Annotated in this window: 22 protein-coding genes; 10 read left to right on the top strand and 12 right to left on the bottom strand. The window is 61.6% G+C overall.

The window, feature by feature from the left end:
- Nucleotides 1-78: 78 nt before the first annotated feature.
- Genes rdgB through ABEH28_RS20355 form a run of 3 tightly spaced genes read left to right on the top strand, consistent with a single transcriptional unit; the run spans nt 79 to nt 2,244 of the window.
- Complete coding sequence (gene rdgB / locus ABEH28_RS20365) at nt 79-687, top strand: RdgB/HAM1 family non-canonical purine NTP pyrophosphatase (RefSeq protein WP_346627314.1); 609 nt, start codon at nt 79-81, stop codon at nt 685-687.
- Nucleotides 684-1,898 carry a radical SAM family heme chaperone HemW gene (hemW, locus tag ABEH28_RS20360; protein WP_346627250.1) on the top strand — a complete coding sequence of 405 codons (1,215 nt, stop codon included), beginning with the start codon at nt 684-686 and terminating at the stop codon, nt 1,896-1,898. Before rdgB ends, hemW begins: the two co-directional genes overlap by 4 nt.
- 22 nt (nt 1,899-1,920) lie before the next feature.
- On the top strand, nt 1,921-2,244 hold the full coding sequence (locus ABEH28_RS20355) for a DUF3392 domain-containing protein (protein ID WP_192172985.1): 324 nt from the start codon (nt 1,921-1,923) through the stop codon (nt 2,242-2,244).
- 92 nt (nt 2,245-2,336) lie between these two features.
- On the opposite strand, the gene ABEH28_RS20350 is transcribed toward ABEH28_RS20355, so the two are convergent.
- The 5 genes from ABEH28_RS20350 to ABEH28_RS20330 all read right to left on the bottom strand — a co-directional run bounded on the left by ABEH28_RS20350 (nt 2,337) and on the right by ABEH28_RS20330 (nt 5,339).
- On the bottom strand, nt 2,337-2,780 hold the full coding sequence (locus ABEH28_RS20350; protein ID WP_074892395.1) for a hypothetical protein: 444 nt from the start codon (nt 2,778-2,780) through the stop codon (nt 2,337-2,339).
- Nucleotides 2,781-2,986: 206 nt separating this feature from the next.
- On the bottom strand, nt 2,987-3,700 hold the full coding sequence (trmB, locus tag ABEH28_RS20345; protein WP_282368673.1) for a tRNA (guanosine(46)-N7)-methyltransferase TrmB: 714 nt from the start codon (nt 3,698-3,700) through the stop codon (nt 2,987-2,989).
- A gap of 55 nt (nt 3,701-3,755) precedes the next feature.
- Nucleotides 3,756-4,550, bottom strand: a complete 795-nt coding sequence (locus tag ABEH28_RS20340; RefSeq protein ID WP_192172986.1) for a thiazole synthase — start codon at nt 4,548-4,550, stop codon at nt 3,756-3,758.
- A 66-nt stretch (nt 4,551-4,616) separates the two neighbouring features.
- Nucleotides 4,617-4,817: a sulfur carrier protein ThiS gene (thiS, locus tag ABEH28_RS20335; RefSeq protein ID WP_346630918.1), complete on the bottom strand. Its 201-nt coding sequence runs from the start codon at nt 4,815-4,817 to the stop codon at nt 4,617-4,619.
- 138 nt (nt 4,818-4,955) lie between these two features.
- Entirely contained in the window at nt 4,956-5,339 is a 384-nt protein-coding gene (locus ABEH28_RS20330; RefSeq protein WP_065991125.1) for a DUF423 domain-containing protein, read from the bottom strand.
- A 75-nt stretch (nt 5,340-5,414) separates the two neighbouring features.
- On the opposite strand from ABEH28_RS20330, the gene mtgA reads away from it, so the two are divergent.
- Entirely contained in the window at nt 5,415-6,125 is a 711-nt protein-coding gene (gene mtgA, locus ABEH28_RS20325; RefSeq protein ID WP_346630917.1) for a monofunctional biosynthetic peptidoglycan transglycosylase, read from the top strand.
- Between the two features lie 206 nt (nt 6,126-6,331).
- On the opposite strand, the gene rpoH is transcribed toward mtgA, so the two are convergent.
- The 4 genes from rpoH to ftsY all read right to left on the bottom strand — a co-directional run bounded on the left by rpoH (nt 6,332) and on the right by ftsY (nt 10,577).
- Nucleotides 6,332-7,186 (bottom strand): RNA polymerase sigma factor RpoH, encoded by an 855-nt coding sequence (rpoH, locus tag ABEH28_RS20320; RefSeq protein WP_065991120.1) that lies wholly within the window; start codon nt 7,184-7,186, stop codon nt 6,332-6,334.
- A gap of 147 nt (nt 7,187-7,333) precedes the next feature.
- A complete protein-coding gene (gene ftsX / locus ABEH28_RS20315; RefSeq protein ID WP_192172988.1) occupies nt 7,334-8,359 on the bottom strand; it encodes a permease-like cell division protein FtsX in 1,026 nt (341 codons plus the stop codon).
- Entirely contained in the window at nt 8,356-9,027 is a 672-nt protein-coding gene (gene ftsE / locus ABEH28_RS20310) for a cell division ATP-binding protein FtsE (RefSeq protein WP_037018829.1), read from the bottom strand. Before ftsE ends, ftsX begins: the two co-directional genes overlap by 4 nt.
- Complete coding sequence (gene ftsY, locus ABEH28_RS20305; protein WP_346630916.1) at nt 9,024-10,577, bottom strand: signal recognition particle-docking protein FtsY; 1,554 nt, start codon at nt 10,575-10,577, stop codon at nt 9,024-9,026. The genes ftsE and ftsY overlap by 4 nt, the downstream gene beginning before the upstream one ends.
- Before the next feature lie 250 nt (nt 10,578-10,827).
- On the opposite strand from ftsY, the gene ABEH28_RS20300 reads away from it, so the two are divergent.
- From ABEH28_RS20300 to ABEH28_RS20275, 6 genes are all read left to right on the top strand, one after another.
- Nucleotides 10,828-12,180 carry a pitrilysin family protein gene (locus ABEH28_RS20300; RefSeq protein ID WP_346630915.1) on the top strand — a complete coding sequence of 451 codons (1,353 nt, stop codon included), beginning with the start codon at nt 10,828-10,830 and terminating at the stop codon, nt 12,178-12,180.
- The gene (locus ABEH28_RS20295) at nt 12,177-13,673 is read left to right on the top strand and encodes a pitrilysin family protein (protein WP_346630914.1); all 1,497 of its coding nucleotides are present in this window, start codon (nt 12,177-12,179) and stop codon (nt 13,671-13,673) included. The genes ABEH28_RS20300 and ABEH28_RS20295 overlap by 4 nt, the downstream gene beginning before the upstream one ends.
- Complete coding sequence (gene rsmD, locus ABEH28_RS20290) at nt 13,673-14,293, top strand: 16S rRNA (guanine(966)-N(2))-methyltransferase RsmD (protein ID WP_065991110.1); 621 nt, start codon at nt 13,673-13,675, stop codon at nt 14,291-14,293. Before ABEH28_RS20295 ends, rsmD begins: the two co-directional genes overlap by 1 nt.
- Nucleotides 14,277-15,293 carry a hydrolase gene (locus ABEH28_RS20285; RefSeq protein WP_346630913.1) on the top strand — a complete coding sequence of 339 codons (1,017 nt, stop codon included), beginning with the start codon at nt 14,277-14,279 and terminating at the stop codon, nt 15,291-15,293. Before rsmD ends, ABEH28_RS20285 begins: the two co-directional genes overlap by 17 nt.
- Before the next feature lie 68 nt (nt 15,294-15,361).
- Nucleotides 15,362-16,090, top strand: a complete 729-nt coding sequence (locus ABEH28_RS20280; protein WP_346630912.1) for an AzlC family ABC transporter permease — start codon at nt 15,362-15,364, stop codon at nt 16,088-16,090.
- On the top strand, nt 16,087-16,410 hold the full coding sequence (locus tag ABEH28_RS20275) for an AzlD domain-containing protein (protein WP_346630911.1): 324 nt from the start codon (nt 16,087-16,089) through the stop codon (nt 16,408-16,410). The genes ABEH28_RS20280 and ABEH28_RS20275 overlap by 4 nt, the downstream gene beginning before the upstream one ends.
- Before the next feature lie 18 nt (nt 16,411-16,428).
- On the opposite strand, the gene ABEH28_RS20270 is transcribed toward ABEH28_RS20275, so the two are convergent.
- The 3 genes from ABEH28_RS20270 to ABEH28_RS20260 all read right to left on the bottom strand — a co-directional run bounded on the left by ABEH28_RS20270 (nt 16,429) and on the right by ABEH28_RS20260 (nt 19,302).
- Nucleotides 16,429-17,283 carry a sulfurtransferase gene (locus tag ABEH28_RS20270; protein WP_346630910.1) on the bottom strand — a complete coding sequence of 285 codons (855 nt, stop codon included), beginning with the start codon at nt 17,281-17,283 and terminating at the stop codon, nt 16,429-16,431.
- A 63-nt stretch (nt 17,284-17,346) separates the two neighbouring features.
- Nucleotides 17,347-18,033 carry a TetR/AcrR family transcriptional regulator gene (locus ABEH28_RS20265; protein ID WP_282368652.1) on the bottom strand — a complete coding sequence of 229 codons (687 nt, stop codon included), beginning with the start codon at nt 18,031-18,033 and terminating at the stop codon, nt 17,347-17,349.
- A gap of 72 nt (nt 18,034-18,105) precedes the next feature.
- A complete protein-coding gene (locus ABEH28_RS20260; RefSeq protein ID WP_346630909.1) occupies nt 18,106-19,302 on the bottom strand; it encodes an MFS transporter in 1,197 nt (398 codons plus the stop codon).
- Nucleotides 19,303-19,306: the final 4 nt, after the last annotated feature.

Here is a 19,306-nt window from a genome sequence, read left to right as displayed (position 1 = left end):
GACAGCAACGCAACGGGCTCAGCTTCAATCAGCGGATTTAAACGCAGCAGTTTTCGCGCAGCCGATTTATACGGACTCATCATGAATCTCACCCAGCTTGTACTGGCCAGCCATAACGCCGGCAAACTCAAAGAACTTCAGGCCATGCTCGGCGCCAGCGTACAGCTGCGCTCGATCGGCGAGTTCAGCACCGTGGAACCCGAAGAAACCGGGCTGTCGTTCGTCGAAAACGCCATCCTCAAAGCGCGCAATGCGGCGCGAATTTCCGGCCTGCCGGCGCTGGCCGATGACTCGGGGCTGGCGGTGGATTACCTGGGCGGTGCGCCGGGCATCTACTCCGCGCGTTACGCCGACGGCCAGGGTGATGCGGCGAACAACGCCAAATTGCTGGACGCCCTCAACGACGTCCCCGCCGAACAGCGCGGCGCCCAGTTCGTCTGCGTTCTGGCACTGGTACGCCACGCCGACGACCCGCTGCCGATCCTCTGCGAAGGTCTGTGGCACGGCCGCATCCTCACCGCCGCCAGCGGCGAACACGGCTTTGGTTATGACCCGCTGTTCTGGGTGCCGGAGCGCAACTGTTCAAGCGCCGAACTCACCCCGACCGACAAGAACCAGATCAGCCACCGCGCCCGCGCCATGGCCATCCTGCGTCAGCGTCTGGGGCTGAGCCCTGATCAGCAATGACTCAGGATTCCAACACCCGGCCGCTGATTCTGGGCGCGACCGGTTTCTCCTCTGAGCAGCCGCGGGCGCCGCTTGCCGAGCTGCCGCCGCTGTCGCTGTACATCCATATTCCGTGGTGCGTGCGCAAATGCCCGTACTGCGATTTTAACTCCCACACCGCGAGCCCGGTGTTGCCGGAGCAGGAATACGTCGACGCGTTGCTGGCCGACCTCGACCAGGACCTGCCCCACGTTTACGGCCGCGAGCTGAGCACGATTTTCTTCGGTGGCGGCACGCCCAGTCTGTTCAGCGCCGACGCGCTGGGCCGTTTGCTGCGCGGCGTGGAACAACGCATCCGTTTCGCGCCCGACATCGAGATCACGCTGGAAGCCAACCCTGGCACCTTTGAGCAGGTGAAATTCAGCGCTTATCGCGGCCTGGGCATCAATCGGCTGTCGATCGGCATCCAGAGTTTTCAGGAGGCCAAGCTCAAGGCGCTGGGGCGTATCCATAACGGCGATGAAGCCGTGCGCGCGGCAGACATGGCCCGTCGGGCGGGTTTCGATAACTTCAATCTGGACCTCATGCATGGTCTGCCGGATCAGTCCCAGGAAGACGCCCTCGGCGACCTGCGGCAGGCCATCGCCCTCGCCCCGACGCACCTGTCCTGGTATCAGCTGACCCTTGAGCCGAACACCGTGTTCTGGAATCAGCCGCCCACGCTGCCGGAAGATGACATCCTCTGGGACATTCAAGAGGCCGGTCAGACGCTGCTTCGGGAAAACGACTACGGCCAATACGAAGTGTCGGCCTACGCGCAGCCGGGACGCGAAGCGCGGCATAACCTGAATTACTGGAGCTTCGGGGATTTCATCGGGATCGGAGCGGGCGCCCATGGCAAGCTCAGCCACCCGGATGGGCGCATCATCCGCACCTGGAAAACCCGCTTGCCCAAAGACTATTTGAATCCCGCCAAGGCCTATCAGGCTGGCGAAAAGCTGCTGCCACTGGATGAGATGCCGTTTGAATTCCTGATGAACGCCCTGCGCCTGACAAATGGTGTGGACGCTGCATTATTTCAGCGCCGCACCGGTCTAAGCGTCGATTCGCTCGCCAGCGCCCGTCTTGAGGCGGAACAACGCGGCCTGCTGGAAACTGATCCGACACGGCTGGTGGCAACCGCTCGCGGCCAGTTATTCCTCAACGACCTGCTGCAGCACTTTCTTCTGTAAGGCTCAACACTAAGGACACTGAATGGAATTCGTACTCGACTTGCTGGCCACTGTCTCGCGCTGGAGTCGCAGCAATTTGTCGGAAATCGCCCTGGCACTGGTGGGCTGTCTGCTGATTCTGTTCGGAACTGACATCAAGGGCTGGATCGAAGGCCGCATCGGCGGTTTTGCCGGCGCCCTGCGCATTCCGATCATGGCGCTGCTCTGCACCGTCGGCAGTGGCGCTGCGCTGATTTATGCAACGCCGTGGGTCGTTCGCGCACTGAGCCAGTTCAACAACTACAGCCTGGCACCGGTATTGGTGGTAGTGCTGGTGTTGATCGGGGTGGTGGCCGATCGGAAGTAACCGACCGGACATGCAAAAGCGCCCTTGCCCGCGATGGCGGGAAGGGCGCTCTCAAGAATCACACTCCGCGGTTGCCGAGTGCGATCAGCCCATCAGCGGATGCTCTGGATGCTGCCTTTGTTGCCGGTCACTTTCACGTTCACTTGCTTGAAGATGAAGTAATCGTTGACGGTGACTTCGTAACGCGGCGCCACGATCAGGTCGGAGCCGGACGATTTGACGGCCTTGAACGCTGCGGCGGCCTTGGTGGAGGAGATCGGGTCCGGCAGAGGCAGGCCGATGCCGCCACCACCGCTCGCGCCGCCGTAGGTCACGCCGTCCGCAAATTGCGTATCGCCGCCGATGTTCAACCAGCCGAACAGAACATTGGTGGACGACTCGCCGCTGATGGCTTCACCGACTTTGACGTCAGCCTTCAGATCAGTCTTCACGTCGCCGGACAGCGAAGCGCTTGGCTGGCTGACGTTATAGCTGACACAGCCGCTGGTGGTCGCAATCAGCGTGGCGATCGCAGCCATTTGCCAAAACTTGTTCATCTTCATTCCTCGTCATCAATATTGATATATGCAACGGCGGGGACTATGAAGATCAGAACTGAAAATGGATGTCGGACGATTCCGAAGACCTTGTAGCCTCCTTAGGAAGAAATCGAAGGGTTCGTCATACAAGGCAAAAAGCGGCTGAAATGTGATGTAAAAACTCAAAAGCGGCCGCTACCGGACCGCTTCTGGTCGAGAAGTGATCAGGCCAGCTTCTCGAACTTCAGATCCCAAACCCCGTGACCGAGGCGTTCGCCACGGCGCTCGAACTTGGTGATCGGACGCTCCGCAGGGCGCGGAACGCATTTGCCGTCTTCGGCCAGGTTGCGGTAACCCGGCGCCACGTTCATCACTTCCAGCATGTATTCGGCATAGGGTTCCCAGTCGGTCGCCATGTGCAGCACGCCGCCCGGCTTCAGCTTGGTGCGCACAAGCTCGGCAAATTCGGCCTGGACGATGCGGCGCTTGTGGTGGCGCGACTTGTGCCAGGGATCCGGGAAGAACAGCATCAGCCGGTCCAGGCTGTTGTCGGCCACACAACGGTTGAGCACTTCGATCGCATCGCAATCGTAAACGCGCAGGTTGGTGAGCCCTTGGGTCAGCACGCCGTTGAGCAAGGCGCCGACGCCCGGACGGTGCACTTCCACGCCGATGAAATCCTGCTCTGGCGCGGCGGCGGCCATTTCCAGCAGCGAGTGGCCCATGCCGAAGCCGATTTCTAGGGTGCGCGGGGCCGAGCGACCAAACACCTGATCGAAATCCACCGGGGCGTCGGCCAGCGGCAGCACGAAACGCTCCTTGCCCTGATCCAGACCACGTTGCTGGCCTTCGGTCATGCGACCGGCACGCATCACGAAGCTCTTGATGCGCCGATGGTGGCTGTCATCGCCTTGGGCTTTGGTGTTCTCGTCGTTCATCACTTCATCGTCCGGAAGTGGGTCGGGCGTTTGCGAATCAATCATCAACAGGCTCTTACTTGATCAGACCATCCAGCGGCGAAGACGCGCTGGCATAGAGTTTCTTGGGCATACGGCCGGCCAGGTAGGCCATGCGGCCTGCCAGAATGGCGTGTTTCATGGCTTCGGCCATCAGCACCGGGTGTTGCGCGTGGGCGATGGCCGAGTTCATCAGCACCGCCTCACACCCCAGTTCCATGGCGATGGTGGCATCGGACGCAGTGCCGACACCGGCATCGACCAGCACCGGGACTTTCGATTCTTCGAGGATGATCTGCAGGTTGTACGGGTTGCAGATCCCCAGGCCAGTACCGATCAGGCCCGCGAGGGGCATCACCGCGCAGCAACCGATTTCGGCGAGCTGGCGGGCGATGATCGGGTCATCGCTGGTGTAGACCATGACGTCGAAGCCGTCCCTGACCAGCGTTTCGGCGGCCTTGAGAGTTTCGATGACATTGGGGAACAGGGTTTTCTGGTCAGCGAGGACTTCCAGCTTGACCAGATTGTGGCCATCGAGCAGCTCGCGAGCCAGGCGGCAGGTGCGCACGGCTTCGATGGCGTCGTAGCAACCGGCGGTGTTCGGCAGGATGGTGTAGCGGTCCGGCGGCAGCACGTCGAGCAGGTTCGGTTCGCCCGGGTTCTGGCCCAGGTTGGTCCGGCGCACGGCAACGGTGACGATCTCGGCGCCCGAGGCTTCGATGGCCAGTCGGGTCTGTTCCATATCCGCGTACTTGCCAGTGCCGACCAGCAGGCGCGACTGAAAAGTACGACCGGCCACGGTGAACGGCTTGTCGCTGCGAACGTTGCTCATCTGAAATCCTCTTTACGGTTGAGGTTTTTGCAGTGCCTGCGGATCAGGCCGGCGGCACGTCGAAGGCTAGCCGCCACCGATGGCGTGCACCACTTCGACCTGATCGCCTTCGGTCAGCGTCGTGGCGGCATGCTGGCTGCGCGGGACGATGTCCAGATTGAGCTCGACGGCGACTCGGCGCCCGGCCAGATCCAGACGTGTGAGCAATCCCGCGACGGTTTCGCCGTCGGGCAGCTCAAAGGATTCACCGTTCAACTGAATGCGCATGCGAGGGGCAGCCATCATTTTAGGGGGCGAGCATTCTAGCCCGATCGGCCGGTATGACCAAGGCAAAGCCACGCCATTCGTCTCGGGCGTAGCCTGGGTATGGGGCGCGTCCGCGACAGGCGCGCGCCCCAGGCGGGATTAAAGCGTGTCGAGCCCCAGGCGCCATGCCGTCCAGCCGAGAATCGCCCAGCCGATCAGGAAAAACAGGCCGCCGAAGGGGGTGATGATGCCCAGCTTGGTCGCGCCGGTCAGCGTCATCAGGTAGAGGCTGCCGGAAAACAGGATGATGCCCAGTGTGAAGGAGATGCCTGCGTAGGTGACGAGCCGGCCCTGGATCTGCATCGCCAGCAGCGCCACGCCGAAAATCGCCAGCGCATGAATCAGCTGGTAGAGCACGCCGGTGTGGAAGACCGCCAGGTACTCGGGGGTCAGGCGGTTTTTCAGGCCGTGGGCAGCGAACGCGCCAAGGGCGACGCCGGTGAATCCGAAGAAGGAGGCCAGCATCAGAAAGGTTCGTAACATGTACAACTCCAGGCAAGTTCAATGACGCGTGGTCTGTATAATGGCCCGCTCAAACGCTTCGGCCAAGCCATCTCTATGCTGCAATTACTTCTCCGTCGTGTCGCCAAAGGCCTGCTCTGGTTTGCAGCGACGAGTGTCGTGCTGGTGCTGATTTTCCGTTGGGTCCCTCCTCCGTTTACCGGCTTGATGGTCGAGCGCAAAATTGAATCCTGGTTCGACGGTCAGCCCATTGACCTGCAGCGCGACTGGGAGTCATGGGACAACATCTCCGATGACCTGAAAATCGCTGTCATTGCCGGCGAGGACCAGAAGTTTGCCGAGCACTGGGGTTTCGATATCGACGCCATTCAGGCGGCACTGGTTCATAACGAACGCGGCGGCTCCCTGCGCGGGGCCAGCACGCTGAGCCAGCAGGTGTCGAAAAACCTGTTTCTGTGGTCGGGCCGCAGCTACTTCCGCAAAGGCCTGGAAGCCTGGTTCACCGCGCTGATCGAGGTGTTTTGGTCCAAGCAGCGCATTCTTGAGGTGTACCTGAACAGCGTCGAATGGGACGACGGCGTCTTCGGCGCCCAAGCGGCCGCGCAGCATCACTTCCATGTGAATGCCAGTCAGCTGTCCACGCAGCAGGCAAGTTATTTGGCCGCCGTCCTGCCCAACCCACGGGAATGGAGCGCCAGCCACCCCAGTGGCTATGTCTCACAGCGGGCAGGCTGGATCCGCCAGCAGATGCGTCAGCTGGGTGGGGATGAGTATTTGATGGGGTTGAATCACAGCCGGAAGTGGTGAGCCCAAGTCTGGCTTTATGGCTTTCGTAGGACTGGCTTTAAGCTTTCGTAGGACCGGCTTTAGCCGGGAACGCGTCACACGTCACGCCGCAAGCCTAATGGCGCTCAACCCGGCTTCTTCCCGGCTGAAGCCGGTCCTACTGAGATACATCCCACAAACAAAAACGCCCCGATCATCTCGGGGCGTTTTGCGTAACGGCGTAACGATCAGGCAGCAATCGACAGCTTCAGCTTGTTCATCGCGCTCTTCTCCAGCTGACGAATACGCTCGGCCGAGACGTTGTACTTCTCGGCCAGGTCGTGCAGCGTGGCCTTCTCTTCCGCCAGCCAGCGCTGATACAGAATGTCGCGGCTGCGGTCGTCGAGCACGTTCAGTGCTTCGTGCAGGTTGGCCGTCGAGCTGTCCGTCCAGTCGGAATCTTCCAGCTGACGCGCCGGATCGTAGCGATGGTCTTCCAGATAGTTGGCCGGCGACTGGAAAGCGCTGTCATCGTCGGCTTCTGCCGCTGGGTCGAATGCCATGTCGTGGCCGGTCAGACGACTTTCCATCTCGCGCACTTCGCGGGGTTCGACACCCAGGCTTTCGGCAACGCGATGGACTTCTTCGTTGTTCAACCAAGCCAGACGCTTCTTCTGGCTCCGCAGGTTGAAGAACAGTTTGCGCTGAGCCTTGGTGGTCGCGACCTTCACGATGCGCCAGTTACGCAGGATGAACTCGTGAATCTCGGCCTTGATCCAGTGCACGGCAAAGGACACCAGGCGCACACCCATCTCTGGATTGAAGCGCTTCACGGCCTTCATCAGGCCGACGTTACCTTCCTGAATCAGGTCAGCCTGAGCCAGGCCATAACCGGAATAACTGCGTGCGATATGCACGACAAATCGCAGGTGGGCGAGCACCATCTGCCGAGCCGCCCCCAAATCCTGCTCATAGTAGAGACTCTCCGCCAGTTCACGCTCCTGCTCTGGCGTCAGCAGTGGGATGCTGTTAACCGTGTGCACATAGGCTTCCAGGTTCGCACCCGGGACTAAGGCATACGCAGGTTGCAAAGAATTGGTCATTACGAAAAACCTCCGACACATAACTCGTGCAGTTCAGCACTGCGAAATTGACCGGGAACCGCTAGACAAGTTCCCTTAGCTGAAAAGTCAATAGGTGAAACAAAATTTACTAACGACGCAGCGCCTGAACACTGTAGCTACTCAACACTAACGAGGCGCCAACTCTCTTAAATGGCGTGCCACTGCAATCCACGCACCGATATACCCCAACAGCACCGCTCCAAGCAAGAGCGACACGCCGTCTGACACTGGCACGCCTGCAAGGGCAAAATTGCTGCCGTAGAGTCCGGCCAGCCGGACCACCGCTTCGTTCAACCAGTCTAGCCCGAAAGCCAGAACACCCCAGGAAAGAACTCCGGCACCCAGCCCGTACAACGCCCCCATATAAAGGAAGGGCCGACGGACGTAACTGTCCGTACCGCCTACTAACTTGATGACCTCGATTTCCGTACGACGGTTCTCGATGTGCAGACGAATGGTGTTGCCGATGACCAACAGGAGCGCCGCGACGAGCAACACGGTCAGGCCGAACACGAACCGGTCACCCAGCTTGAGGATCGCTGCCAACCGCTCGACCCAGACCAGATCAAGCTGGGCCTGCTGCACTTTAGGCAACTCGGCCAGATGCGTACGTAATGCTTCCAGCGCGGCTTTGTCAACTTCCAACGGTGTAACCAGCACAACGCCGGGCAGCGGGTTTTCAGGCAACTCCTTCAGTGCCTCGCCCAGACCGGACTGCTTCTGGAACTCGTTCAGTGCCTCATCGCGGCTGATGTATTCGGCATCGGCGACGCCGCCCATTTCCTTGATCTGACGGACAAGGCCCTCGCCTTCACTCGGCGATGCGTCCAGTTGCAGGTACAGAGATATCTGCGCCGCGCGCTGCCAGGATCCGCCCAAACGCTCGACATTGCTCAGCAACAACGACAAGCCCATCGGCAAACTCAGCGCAATGGCCATCACCAGACAGGTAAAAAAGCTGCCAATGGGCTGCTTGCCGAGACGGCGCAGGCTGTCCAGCAGGCTTGACCGGTGGGCCTCGATCCAGGCGTTGAACAACTCGCCGAAGCTCGGGCCATCGTCGTCATCGCGTTTCTTTTTCTTTTGCGGCGCCGGGTCTGAAGCTTTTGGCGCTACGCGTTCGGACACCTTGGGACTGCGAGTGGCACTCATACGCCAGCCTCCCCGTCGCCGATCAGTCGGCCGCGTTGCAACGTCAGCATGCGATGGCGCATCCGCGCGATCAATGCGAGGTCATGGCTTGCAATCAGCACACTGGTGCCCAGACGGTTGATGTCTTCGAACACACCCATGATTTCAGCTGCCAGTCGCGGGTCGAGGTTACCAGTGGGTTCGTCCGCCAGCAGCAGGGCCGGGCGGTGAACGATGGCGCGGGCGATGCCCACGCGCTGTTGCTGACCGGTGGACAAATCGCCCGGGTACAGCTCGGCTTTGTCCGATAACGCAACGCGCTCAAGGGCCGAGTCGACGCGCTTGACCACTTCGGTTTTGGACAGGCCGAGGATCTGCAGCGGCAGCGCGACGTTATTGAACACCGTGCGATCAAACAGCAATTGGTGGTTCTGGAACACGACGCCGATCTGCCGACGCAAAAACGGAATCTGCGCGGTGCTGATCTGACCCAGGTCCTGACCCGCCAGCAACAGCTTGCCCGTGGTCGGACGCTCCATCGCCAGCAGCAGGCGCAGCAAGGTACTTTTGCCCGCGCCGGAGTGACCGGTCACAAACAGAAATTCGCCACGACGTACTCGAAAGCTCAGCTCATGCAAGCCGACGTGTCCGTTCGGATAGCGTTTACCGACCTGTTCGAAACGAATCATGGGCGCTCCCGCTCGGCGAATAGGGCTTGGACGAACGGCTCGGCTTCGAAGGTGCGCAGATCGTCGATGCCTTCACCGACACCGATGTAGCGAATCGGCAGACCGAACTGCTTGGCCAGGGCGAAGATCACGCCGCCCTTGGCGGTACCGTCGAGCTTGGTCAGCGCAAGGCCGGTGAGCTGGACGGTCTGGTTGAACTGTTTGGCCTGGTTGATCGCGTTCTGGCCCGTACCGGCGTCCAGCACCAGAAGCACTTCGTGGGGCGCGTCGGCGTCGAGCTTGCCGATCACGCGGCGAACCTTCTTCAGCTCTTCCATCAGGTTGTCTTTGGTGTGCAGGCGGCCCGCCGTGTCGGCGATCAGCACATCGATACCGCGCGCTTTGGCGGCCTGAACGGCATCAAAAATCACCGATGCCGAGTCGGCGCCTGTGTGCTGGGCAATGACCGGGATCTTGTTGCGCTCGCCCCAGACCTGCAGCTGCTCAACGGCTGCGGCGCGGAAGGTGTCGCCTGCCGCCAGCATGACCTTCTTGCCTTCCAGCTGAAGCTTCTTGGCGAGCTTGCCAATGGTGGTGGTTTTACCCGCGCCGTTGACGCCAACGACCAGAATCACGAAAGGCTTGTGCTGCGAAGTGATGACCAGCGGAGCTTCCACCGGCTTGAGCATTTCAGTCAGCTCGTTCTGCAGCGACTTGTACAGCGCATCGCTGTCGGTGAGCTGCTTGCGCGCTACTTTCTGCGTCAAGTTGCGCACGATCGCCGACGTTGCTTCCACGCCGACGTCGGCAGTCAACAGCCGGGTTTCCAGCTCGTCGAGCATGTCGTCGTCGATGGCTTTTTTGCCGAGGAACAGGCTGGCCATGCCTTCGCCCAGGCTGGCGCTGGTTTTCGACAGGCCCTGCTTCAGGCGCGCGAAGAAACCAGGCTGCTTGGGTGCGGCGGATCCTTCGAACGGGACAGGCGGCACATTGGTTTCAAGAACGGGCACCGCAGCTGCGGCTGGAAACCTCGGCGCTGTCGTCAACGGCGGCGTCAGCGACGGGAGATCATTGCCAGACACCGGATCAGGCAGCGCGACCGGGGTCGGCTCGACAGACGGAGCCACTTCGAACGAGGTGGTGTCGATGAGCGCCGGTTGAGCGGGGACTTCAGCCAAGGGAGCGGCCGCAGATTCCACGTTGGACTCGGTGTGAACCGGGATGGGCGGCGTAACGTGAGGCTCGCGCTCATCGGTGAAAGCGACTGGCTCTTCAGCAACAGGCAGGTGAAGCCAAGGATCTTCGACCGGGGCCGAAAGCGCTTCAGTCGTCGCTGTTTGTGGCAAGGGCTGCGACGTGGGTTGCGGCGCGCGCTCGGCGGGGATGACCGGGGCGTTGATCTGCTCAGCAACAGCCGGCGCCTGGTTGGGCACGGATTCTGGCGCGGGTGCGGGGGCATTCTGAGGCGGTTCTGGAGTGGCTTCCTGCGGCTTTTTGCGCAGCCATCCGAACAGGCCTTTCTTCTCGCCAGCCGGGGCTGGGGTCTTTTTGTCGTCGTTGGAACCAAACATGGAGGACGGCTATCTCACGGTAACGACGCGCCAGAGCGGCGCCTCTGAAAAATTCTGTATGCGAAACAGACTGTAATCGAGCCCGCTTGTTCAGCCAGAGCCCTTCCGTTTACGCCTTTTGCGCATCGCCTTCCGGCACTGGACGAAGAGTCCTACGTCACAGCCATAGTCGCCGAGCGAACTGGCCGCTATCCTAACACCCCCGCGCCCGCTGACGCTAAGCAGGCCGTCTCCAAGGTTCAAATCACGAATGAATGCTCTAGCCCGCTGTGCCGCAGGCCTGCTGCTCAGCACAATCTGTTTGCCCTTCGCCGCATCGGCTGCCGACCCACAACCCACCACCGAATTCACGCTGGACAACGGCCTGAAGGTCGTCGTCCGTGAAGATCACCGCGCGCCGGTCGTGGTTTCACAGGTCTGGTACAAGGTCGGCTCCAGTTACGAGACGCCTGGCCAGACGGGCCTTTCCCACGCGCTGGAACACATGATGTTCAAGGGCAGCTCCAAGGCAGGTCCGGGCGAAGCATCGCTGATCCTGCGCGACCTGGGCGCTGAAGAGAACGCCTTCACCAGCGATGATTACACCGCTTATTACCAAGTGCTGGCCCGTGATCGACTGGCTGTTGCCTTCGAACTGGAAGCCGACCGCATGGCCACCCTGCGCCTGCCCCCTGAAGAGTTCGCCCGGGAGATCGAAGTCATCAAGGAAGAGCGCCGCCTGCGCACCGATGACAAGCCGAACGCCAAGGCCTACGAGCGCTTCAAGGCCATCGCTTACCCCGCCAGCGGCTACCACACGCCGACCATTGGCTGGATGGCGGACCTTGAGCGTATGAAGGTCGAGGAGCTGCGCCACTGGTATGAATCCTGGTACGTCCCCAACAACGCCACGCTGGTGGTGGTCGGTGACGTGAAGCCCGATGAAGTAAAAGCCCTGGCTGAGCGCTTCTTCGGCCCGGTGCCGCGCCGCGATGTACCGCCGTCGAAAAAACCGCTGGAGCTGGCCGAGCCCGGCATGCGCCAGATCACCGTGCATGTCGCCACGCAGATGCCGAGCCTGATGTATGGCTTCAATGTGCCGAGCCTGGCCACCGCCACCGATCCACAGTCAGTCAACGCACTGCGCCTGATTTCGGCCTTGCTCGACGGCGGCTACAGCGCGCGCATTCCGACCCGCCTGGAGCGCGGCGAAGAATTGGTCACCGGCGCCTCGTCCGATTACGACGCCTACACCCGCGGCGACAGCCTGTTCACCATCAGCGCCACGCCCAATCAGCAAAAGAAGAAAACCCTCGCCGACGCTGAAGCCGGCATCTGGCGCCTGCTCGACGAGCTGAAAACCAAGCCGCCCGCCAAGGAAGAGCTGGAACGGGTCCGCGCCCAGGTGATCGCCGGATTGGTCTACGAGCGCGATTCCATCACCAGTCAGGCCAGCACCATTGGCGAACTGGAAACAGTGGGCCTGTCCTGGAAACTCATCGATCAGGAACTGGCCGCGCTGCAAAGCGTGACGCCGGAAGACATCCAGAAAGCTGCCCGTACTTATTTCACCCGCGAGCGCCTCGCCGTTGCGCATGTTTTGCCTGAGGAGAAAGCCCAATGAGCCAGCGCAACGAATCCCGCTTTGCGCGAACGCGGGCCTGCTCATTTGTACTTGCCGTAACCTTTGGTCTGTTCGGTTCGGCATCGGCGATGGCAGAGACCGCCGCCGAAGCCCCGAAAGCCATCGATAAGGCCGCCAGCACGCTGGAATCCCTGAAAGAGCTGGACAGTAAAGCGCCGGCTCGCCGCTCGCTGAACATCCAGTCGTGGAATACCGCCGAAGGCGCTCGCGTGCTCTTCGTCGAAGCCCATGAACTGCCGATGTTCGACATGCGCCTGCTGTTCGCGGCCGGCAGCAGCCAGGACGGCGCCAATCCCGGTATTGCGCTGGTCACCAACGCGATGCTCAACGAGGGCGTCAAAGGCAAGAACGTCAGCGCCATCGCCGAAGGTTTCGAAGGGCTGGGCGCTGATTTCGGCAACGGCTCCTATCGCGACATGGCGATCGCTTCGCTGCGCAGCCTGAGCGCCGCCGACAAACGCGAGCCTGCGTTGAAACTGTTTGCCGAAGTGGTGGGCAAACCGACCTTCCCGGCGGACTCGCTGGCGCGGATTAAAAATCAGCTGCTGGCGAGCTTCGAATATCAAAAGCAGAACCCGGGCAAGCTCGCAGGCGATGAGCTGTTCAAGCGGTTGTACGGCGATCATCCCTACGCGCATCCGAGCATGGGCACGGCCAAAAGCATCGCGCCTCTGACCTTGGCTCAACTGAAGGCCTTTCATGCCAAGGCCTACGCCGCTGGCAACGCAGTGATTGCGCTGGCCGGAGACCTGACGCGAGCGGAAGCCGAAGCCGTTGCGGCGCAAGTTTCCGCTGCGCTCCCCAAAGGCCCGGCGCTGGCGCCAACCGTCGCACCCACCGAACCCAAGCCGAGTGAGACTCACATCGAGTTTCCGTCCAAGCAGACGCACCTGATGCTGGCTGAACTGGGCATCACTCGCGGCGATCCTGATTACGCGGCCCTTTCACTGGGCAACTCGATCCTGGGTGGCGGCGGCTTCGGCAGCCGTCTGATGACCGAAGTGAGGGAAAAACGTGGCCTGACCTACGGCGTCTCTTCGGGCTTTACGCCGATGCAGGCGCAAGGTCCGTTCATGATCAGCCTGCAGACCCGGGCCGAACTGAGCGAAAACACCCTCAAGCTGGTGAAGGACATCACCCGTGACTTCCTTGCCAACGGCCCGACCCAAAAAGAGCTCGATGATGCCAAGCGCGAACTGGCCGGCAGCTTTCCACTGGCGACTGCCAGCAATGCGGCCATCGTTGGCCAACTGGGCGCGGTCGGCTTCTATAATCTGCCGCTGACCTACCTCGAAGATTTCATGACGCAGTCCCAGAGCGTCACGGTCGAGCAGATCAAGACCGTGATGAACAAACATCTGGACGCCGACAAGCTGGTGATCGTGACCGCAGGTCCGACCGTTCCGCAAAAGCCACTGCCACCCCCTACTGACAAACCCGCCGAGCAACCGCTCGGCGTTCCGGAGCACTGATGACCTCGACTTCCAAGCCGCCGCGTATCCACAAAGGGCACAAAATCCACACGGGCCTGGGCCAACTGCGGATCATCGGCGGCGAATGGCGCAGTCGCCGTCTGAGTTTCCCTGACGCCCCCGGTCTGCGCCCGACGCCGGACCGTGTGCGGGAAACCCTGTTCAACTGGCTGGCGCCGTACATCGAGGGCGCGCGCGTGCTCGATCCGTTCGCCGGCAGTGGCGCGCTGTACCTTGAAGCCCTGTCCCGCGGCGCCAGCATGGGTCTGGCGCTGGACACCAACTCGATGGCGATCTCCAGCCTGCGCGAACACCTCGGCACACTGCGTTGCACCGTCGGCAAAACCGCTACCGGCGACGCGCTCCGTCATCTGGAGACCCAGCCGGCCGAACAGTTCGACGTGGTGTTCCTCGACCCCCCGTTCCACCAGGACTTGCTGATGCCTGCCTGCACGCTGCTGGAAGAGCGCAACTGGCTGGCGGACAGCGCGTGGATCTACACCGAAAGCGAAACCGCGCCGTCGACGCTGGGCATGCCCGCCAACTGGCGCCTGCACCGTGAAAAGAAAGCCGGTCAGGTTCACTACGCGGTGTGGGAACGCAGTGCCGTCGCGAGCTGACCTTCCCGGGTTTGTCCCGGCATTCGGCCTGGGTAACCCGCACTTGCAGACCCTGTGGGGACCGCTCTGGCGGCCGACCACTCACCTCGAGCGTCGGCGCGAGCGCATCTGGCTGGAAGACGGTGATTTCCTCGACATGGACTGGCACGGCCCGCACGACGCCACTGTGCCGGTTGTGCTGGTGCTGCACGGTCTGACCGGCTCGTCCAACTCCCCCTATGTCGCCGGGCTGCAGCACGCCATGGAAAAACGCGGCTGGGCCAGCGCTGCCCTCAACTGGCGAGGTTGCTCAGGGGAGCCGAACCTGTTGCCCCGCAGCTATCACTCCGGCGCCAGCGAAGACCTTGCCGCCGTGATCGATCATCTGCGCAAGGCTCGACCGTTGGCGCCGCTTTACGCGGTCGGGTATTCCCTCGGCGGTAATATTTTGCTCAAGCACCTTGGCGAAACCGGGTTCGACAGCCACCTGCAGGGGGCTGCGGCGGTGTCGGTGCCGTTTCGACTGGACGAGTGCGCCGACCGGATCGGGCTGGGGTTTTCCAGGGTTTACCAGCGGCACTTCATGCGCGAGATGGTCGGCTACATCAAGGACAAGCAGCGACGCTTTCAGCACGAAGGCCTCAGTGACGGGCTGGCAGAACTGGCGGCACTGGGCTCGCTGAAAGACATGCGCACGTTCTGGGATTTCGACGGGCGCGTGACAGCGCCGCTCAATGGATTCGTGGACGCCCATGATTACTACCGGCGCGCCTCCAGTCGGTACTTCCTCGGCGCCATCCGCACGCCAACGCTGCTGATTCAATCCCTGGACGACCCGTTCGTGTTCAAGCACAGCCTGCCTGAAGGCTCGGAGCTTTCGCCCAGTACCGAATTCGACCTGCAGAAAAAAGGCGGGCACGTGGGTTTTGTCGGCGGCACGATTAGAAAGCCGACGTATTACCTGGAGCAACGGATTCCGGCGTGGTTGACGGACGTCCATGGCACGCAGCCAAGCCGCTAACGCCTGCACGATCGTTCAAGACACTTATGCGCCACCCGCTTACCATCCGGGGCATAAGGAGAAAAACCATGTCCCGTCATCAATTCTTCGTCCGCGGCCTTCGCGACAGCGTGCCGATGCTGGTTGGCATTGCCCCATTCGGCATTATCTTCGGCACCCTCGCCGGTGTGGGTGGGCTGACCCTGTGGCAGGCGGTCGGCATGTCGATGTTCGTTTACGCAGGATCGGCGCAGTTTATCGTCATCAGCCTGATGGGCGCCGGGGCCGGCGCGGCGGTGATTCTGTTGACGACGTTCATCGTCAATTTGCGCCACGTGCTGTACAGCGCCACCCTGCAGCCACAGGTTCAGGGGCTGCCCCAGCGATGGCGTTTGTTGCTGGCGTTCTGGCTGACAGACGAAACCTTCGCCATCGTCCAACGCCACTACCTGGTCCACGGACGGACGCCCCTCGCGCATTGGTACTGGCTGGGCGTGGCGAGCTCGCTGTATGCCTGCTGGGTAAGCAGCTCGCTGGTGGGCGTGCTGTTTGGTCAGGCTTTTCCCGACATGGCCAGTTGGGGCCTGGAATTCGCGATGCTGGCAACTTTCATCGGTATCGTCGTGCCGCTACTGCGCACCCACCCACAAATCGCCGCCGCGCTGGTCGCTGGCGCGGTTGCCCTGCTGACATGGTCATGGCCCTACAAGCTGGGGCTCATGGCCGCAGCGTTCAGTGGCATCGCGACGGGGGTGTTTCTGGAGAGAAGGCAAGCGGCAAGGCTGGACGACATGACCCCGAACGAGGTGCGCCCATGACGTACTGGTGGCTGATTCTGGGCATGGCGGCGATCACTTTTCTGATGCGCTACAGCCTGTTCGCCTGGCCGAGCCTGCGTTTCCCGCCGCTGGTGCGCCAAGGCCTGCATTACGTACCCACCGCCGTGCTGACCGCCATCGTCGTCCCTGGCATGTTGCTGCCCGACGGCGCGCACTGGCAGTTGTCCCTGGACAACGCCTACTTGCTGGCCGGGATCGTGTCGATTGGCATTGCGGCATTCAGCCGCAATCTTCTGGCGACCATTGGCGGCGGATTGCTGGTGTTCTTCTTGCTGCGCTGGGCGATGGGCCAGATGTGAGGCACATACGCCGCTACCTTAGTCCCCGGTCGCGACGCCCCGCTGCGGGTCGTTGATCCATTCGCTCCATGACCCCGCGTACAGCGCCCCCAACGGATACCCGGCGAGAGTCATGGCAAACAGGTTGTGACAGGCCGTCACGCCGGAACCGCAATAAGCGACGAGCGCATGGGCAGGACGGCCTTGTAGTGCCTCGGCGAAGCGCTGCTTCAGCTGCTCTGCCGGGAGAAAGTGGCCATCCGGCCCGAGGTTGTCGGTGAATGCCGCGCACTGTGCGCTCGGAATGTGCCCCGCAATAGGGTCGATGGGCTCGACCTCACCCCGGAACCGCGCGGGGGCACGTGCGTCGATCAGCGTCATGGCGGGATCGCCGATGCGGGCCTGCAGTTGCTCGGCCGTCAGCACCATCGATTCATCTGGCACGCCGTCGAATGAACCCTCGGGTTGGTGCGGCGGATCAAGACTCAGCGGCAGACCCGCCCCATGCCAGGCCTTGAGCCCGCCATCGAGCACATACACGCCGTCGCGCTTGCCCAGCCACGCCAGCAACCACCAGGCTCGGGCGGCATGCGCACCCGGGCCATCGTCGTACAGCACGATATCGCTGTGGTTGTTCACACCCCAGAACCGCAAGCGCTCGATCAGTGTCTGCGGATCCGGCAGCGGGTGGCGACCGGTCACACCCTTGGTGATGGCACCACTGAGATCATTGAGCAAGTCAGCGTAAGAAGCGCCTTCGATATGGCCCTCTGCGTAGCTGCGCTGGCCGTAGTCCAGATCGTCCAGCGACGAACGACAATCCAGTATCACAAGCCCGGGCTGGGTCAGGCGTTCTGACAATTGTTGCGGGCTGATCAATTGCGCGATGGACATGACAGGCTCCTGCAGGCAGTAAAAAAGGGCGATACGACAATCGAGTGAGACAACCGGGCCGAGTCAGCCAGCGTCTTCCAGTGCCTTGGCCAACGGCACGTAAAACTCCGCGCACAGCGCATTCACTGCTTCCCGCGCCTGGGGCGTGACGTAGGCCAGTTCCAGCATCAGCACCTGATAAACGCCGCGACGTATCGCGTCCTCATTCAGGTGAGCGGCGTTCTCCCGGGTGGTGCACAGAAAACGCACCCAAGACGTTAGGATGATCCACGCATTGAGCGTCAGCGATTCGATCTGGACCTTGTCCATGCTCAGAATCTGCGCGTCGACAAAGCCGCTGTAAATGGACATCGCCTTGATCAGGCAGTGTTGGGAAAAGCGTCGGTAACGCACTGCCAGCTCGGGATCGGTTTCAAGCAGGTGCTCGAGGTCGCGGTGCAGAAAACGGTAGCGCCACATGCCGTCGATGATCGCCATCAGGTAATGGCGTTTGTCTTCGACACCCGGCAGACGGCCCTTGGGCGGGTGAAGAAAGCTGTCGACCAGCGTTTCGTATTCGGTGAACAACTCGGCGATGATCGCCTGCTTGTTGGGGAAGTGGTAGTACAGATTGCCGGGCGACATTTCCATGTGCGCAGCGATGTGATTGGTGCTGACGCTGCGCTCGCCCTGCTGATTGAACAGCTCCAGGCTGCTGTGCACGATGCGTTCACGGGTGTTGATGCGTACGGTTTTGATGCGCGGCGCCATGTTCAACTCGAACGTCGAAACGTAACAGGGATGTGCCGGATCTTAACGCAAGCGTTGGGCCCGTTGCAGACTTCATCGCTCCACGGCCGTTGCCACCCTGAGCCGAACCACCGCTGCGACGCCAACACCGAGCACGGCTGCCGCCAGCACGTTGATTAAAATGACGCCGCGCAGACCGATCGGCGCCGTCAGCACTCCCACCAGTAACCCGGCCAGCGGTTGCGACAGGTTGTTCAGCAGCGTGATGACGCCGACGGTCTTGCCGAAGTCCCGCGCCGGAATGACCCGCTGACGAATGCTGCGCATGTAGACGTTGAACATCTTGTCGAAGCCGACGATCAGCAGAAAGCCAACAAGGTAGACCTCGGATGACGCGCTCGTGGCGGTAATGAATGCGCCCAGCAGCAAGGCGATGTATGACATCACACCGAGCAGTTTCAGCGGCAGGCTGACCCGGGCCAGAACAAACAGAATCGCGATGGTCAGCAAGGCGCCCGCCGCCTGCAGACCGGCGTAGAAATCTTTGCTCTCGCCAAACGAGCCGATCGCCATGGCCGCCGAGCTGGCCAGGGTGACGCCGACGATCAGGTTGACGCCGACCGCCAGCAAAATGATCTTCTTCAGTTCGGCCAGTCGGAAGATGTGTCCGAAGGCGATTTTCAGTGGCTGGGTCCAGCGGCCTGCGTGCTGATCAAAGCGCTCCAGCGTGACGTCGCTCTTGCGTTGCCAGACGCCCATGGCGAGATCCGCCGCAACGAACACCAGCGCCACACCGATGACAACGCCCCACCACGGGCAGATTTCCAGGGCCAGCGCGGCCAGCAAAGGCCCGAGCACCAGGCCGGTCTGGTCGGCGATCTGAGAGTAGGAGAGCGTCTTGCCGTAGCGGTAATCCGGGAAAATATGCGGCATGACCACTTCCCGGGCCATGATCCCCTGGGTGGTCAGGACGCCGCAGATCGCCGACAGCCCGATCAGCCAGCCGATGCCGCCAAACAGGCCGTACAGCCCCATCGCGACCAGACAGATCAAGGCGCGGTAGATCTGGCTGATGTGCAGCAACCGGATGGGCGAGTATTTGTCGCACAGCGCGCCGCAAATCGGGAATGCAAGGAAGCGCGGCAATGTCTCGACGAAGAACGCCAGCCCCGCCAGGGACGCGCTGTTAGTGGTTTGAAAGACAATCAGCGGCACCAGAAACAGCAGAACCTGATCGGCGAGGCGGGAGAGAAACAGGGAAATGAAAAACGCCAGATAGTCCGTGCGCATTGAG

Origin of the sequence: Pseudomonas sp. Ps21-P2 (genome assembly GCF_039672565.1) — a bacterium.
Classification (GTDB): Bacteria; Pseudomonadota; Gammaproteobacteria; order Pseudomonadales; family Pseudomonadaceae; genus Aquipseudomonas.
The sequence above is the reverse complement of the archived record's forward strand: the minus strand, read 5'-3'. Positions and strand labels throughout refer to the sequence as shown.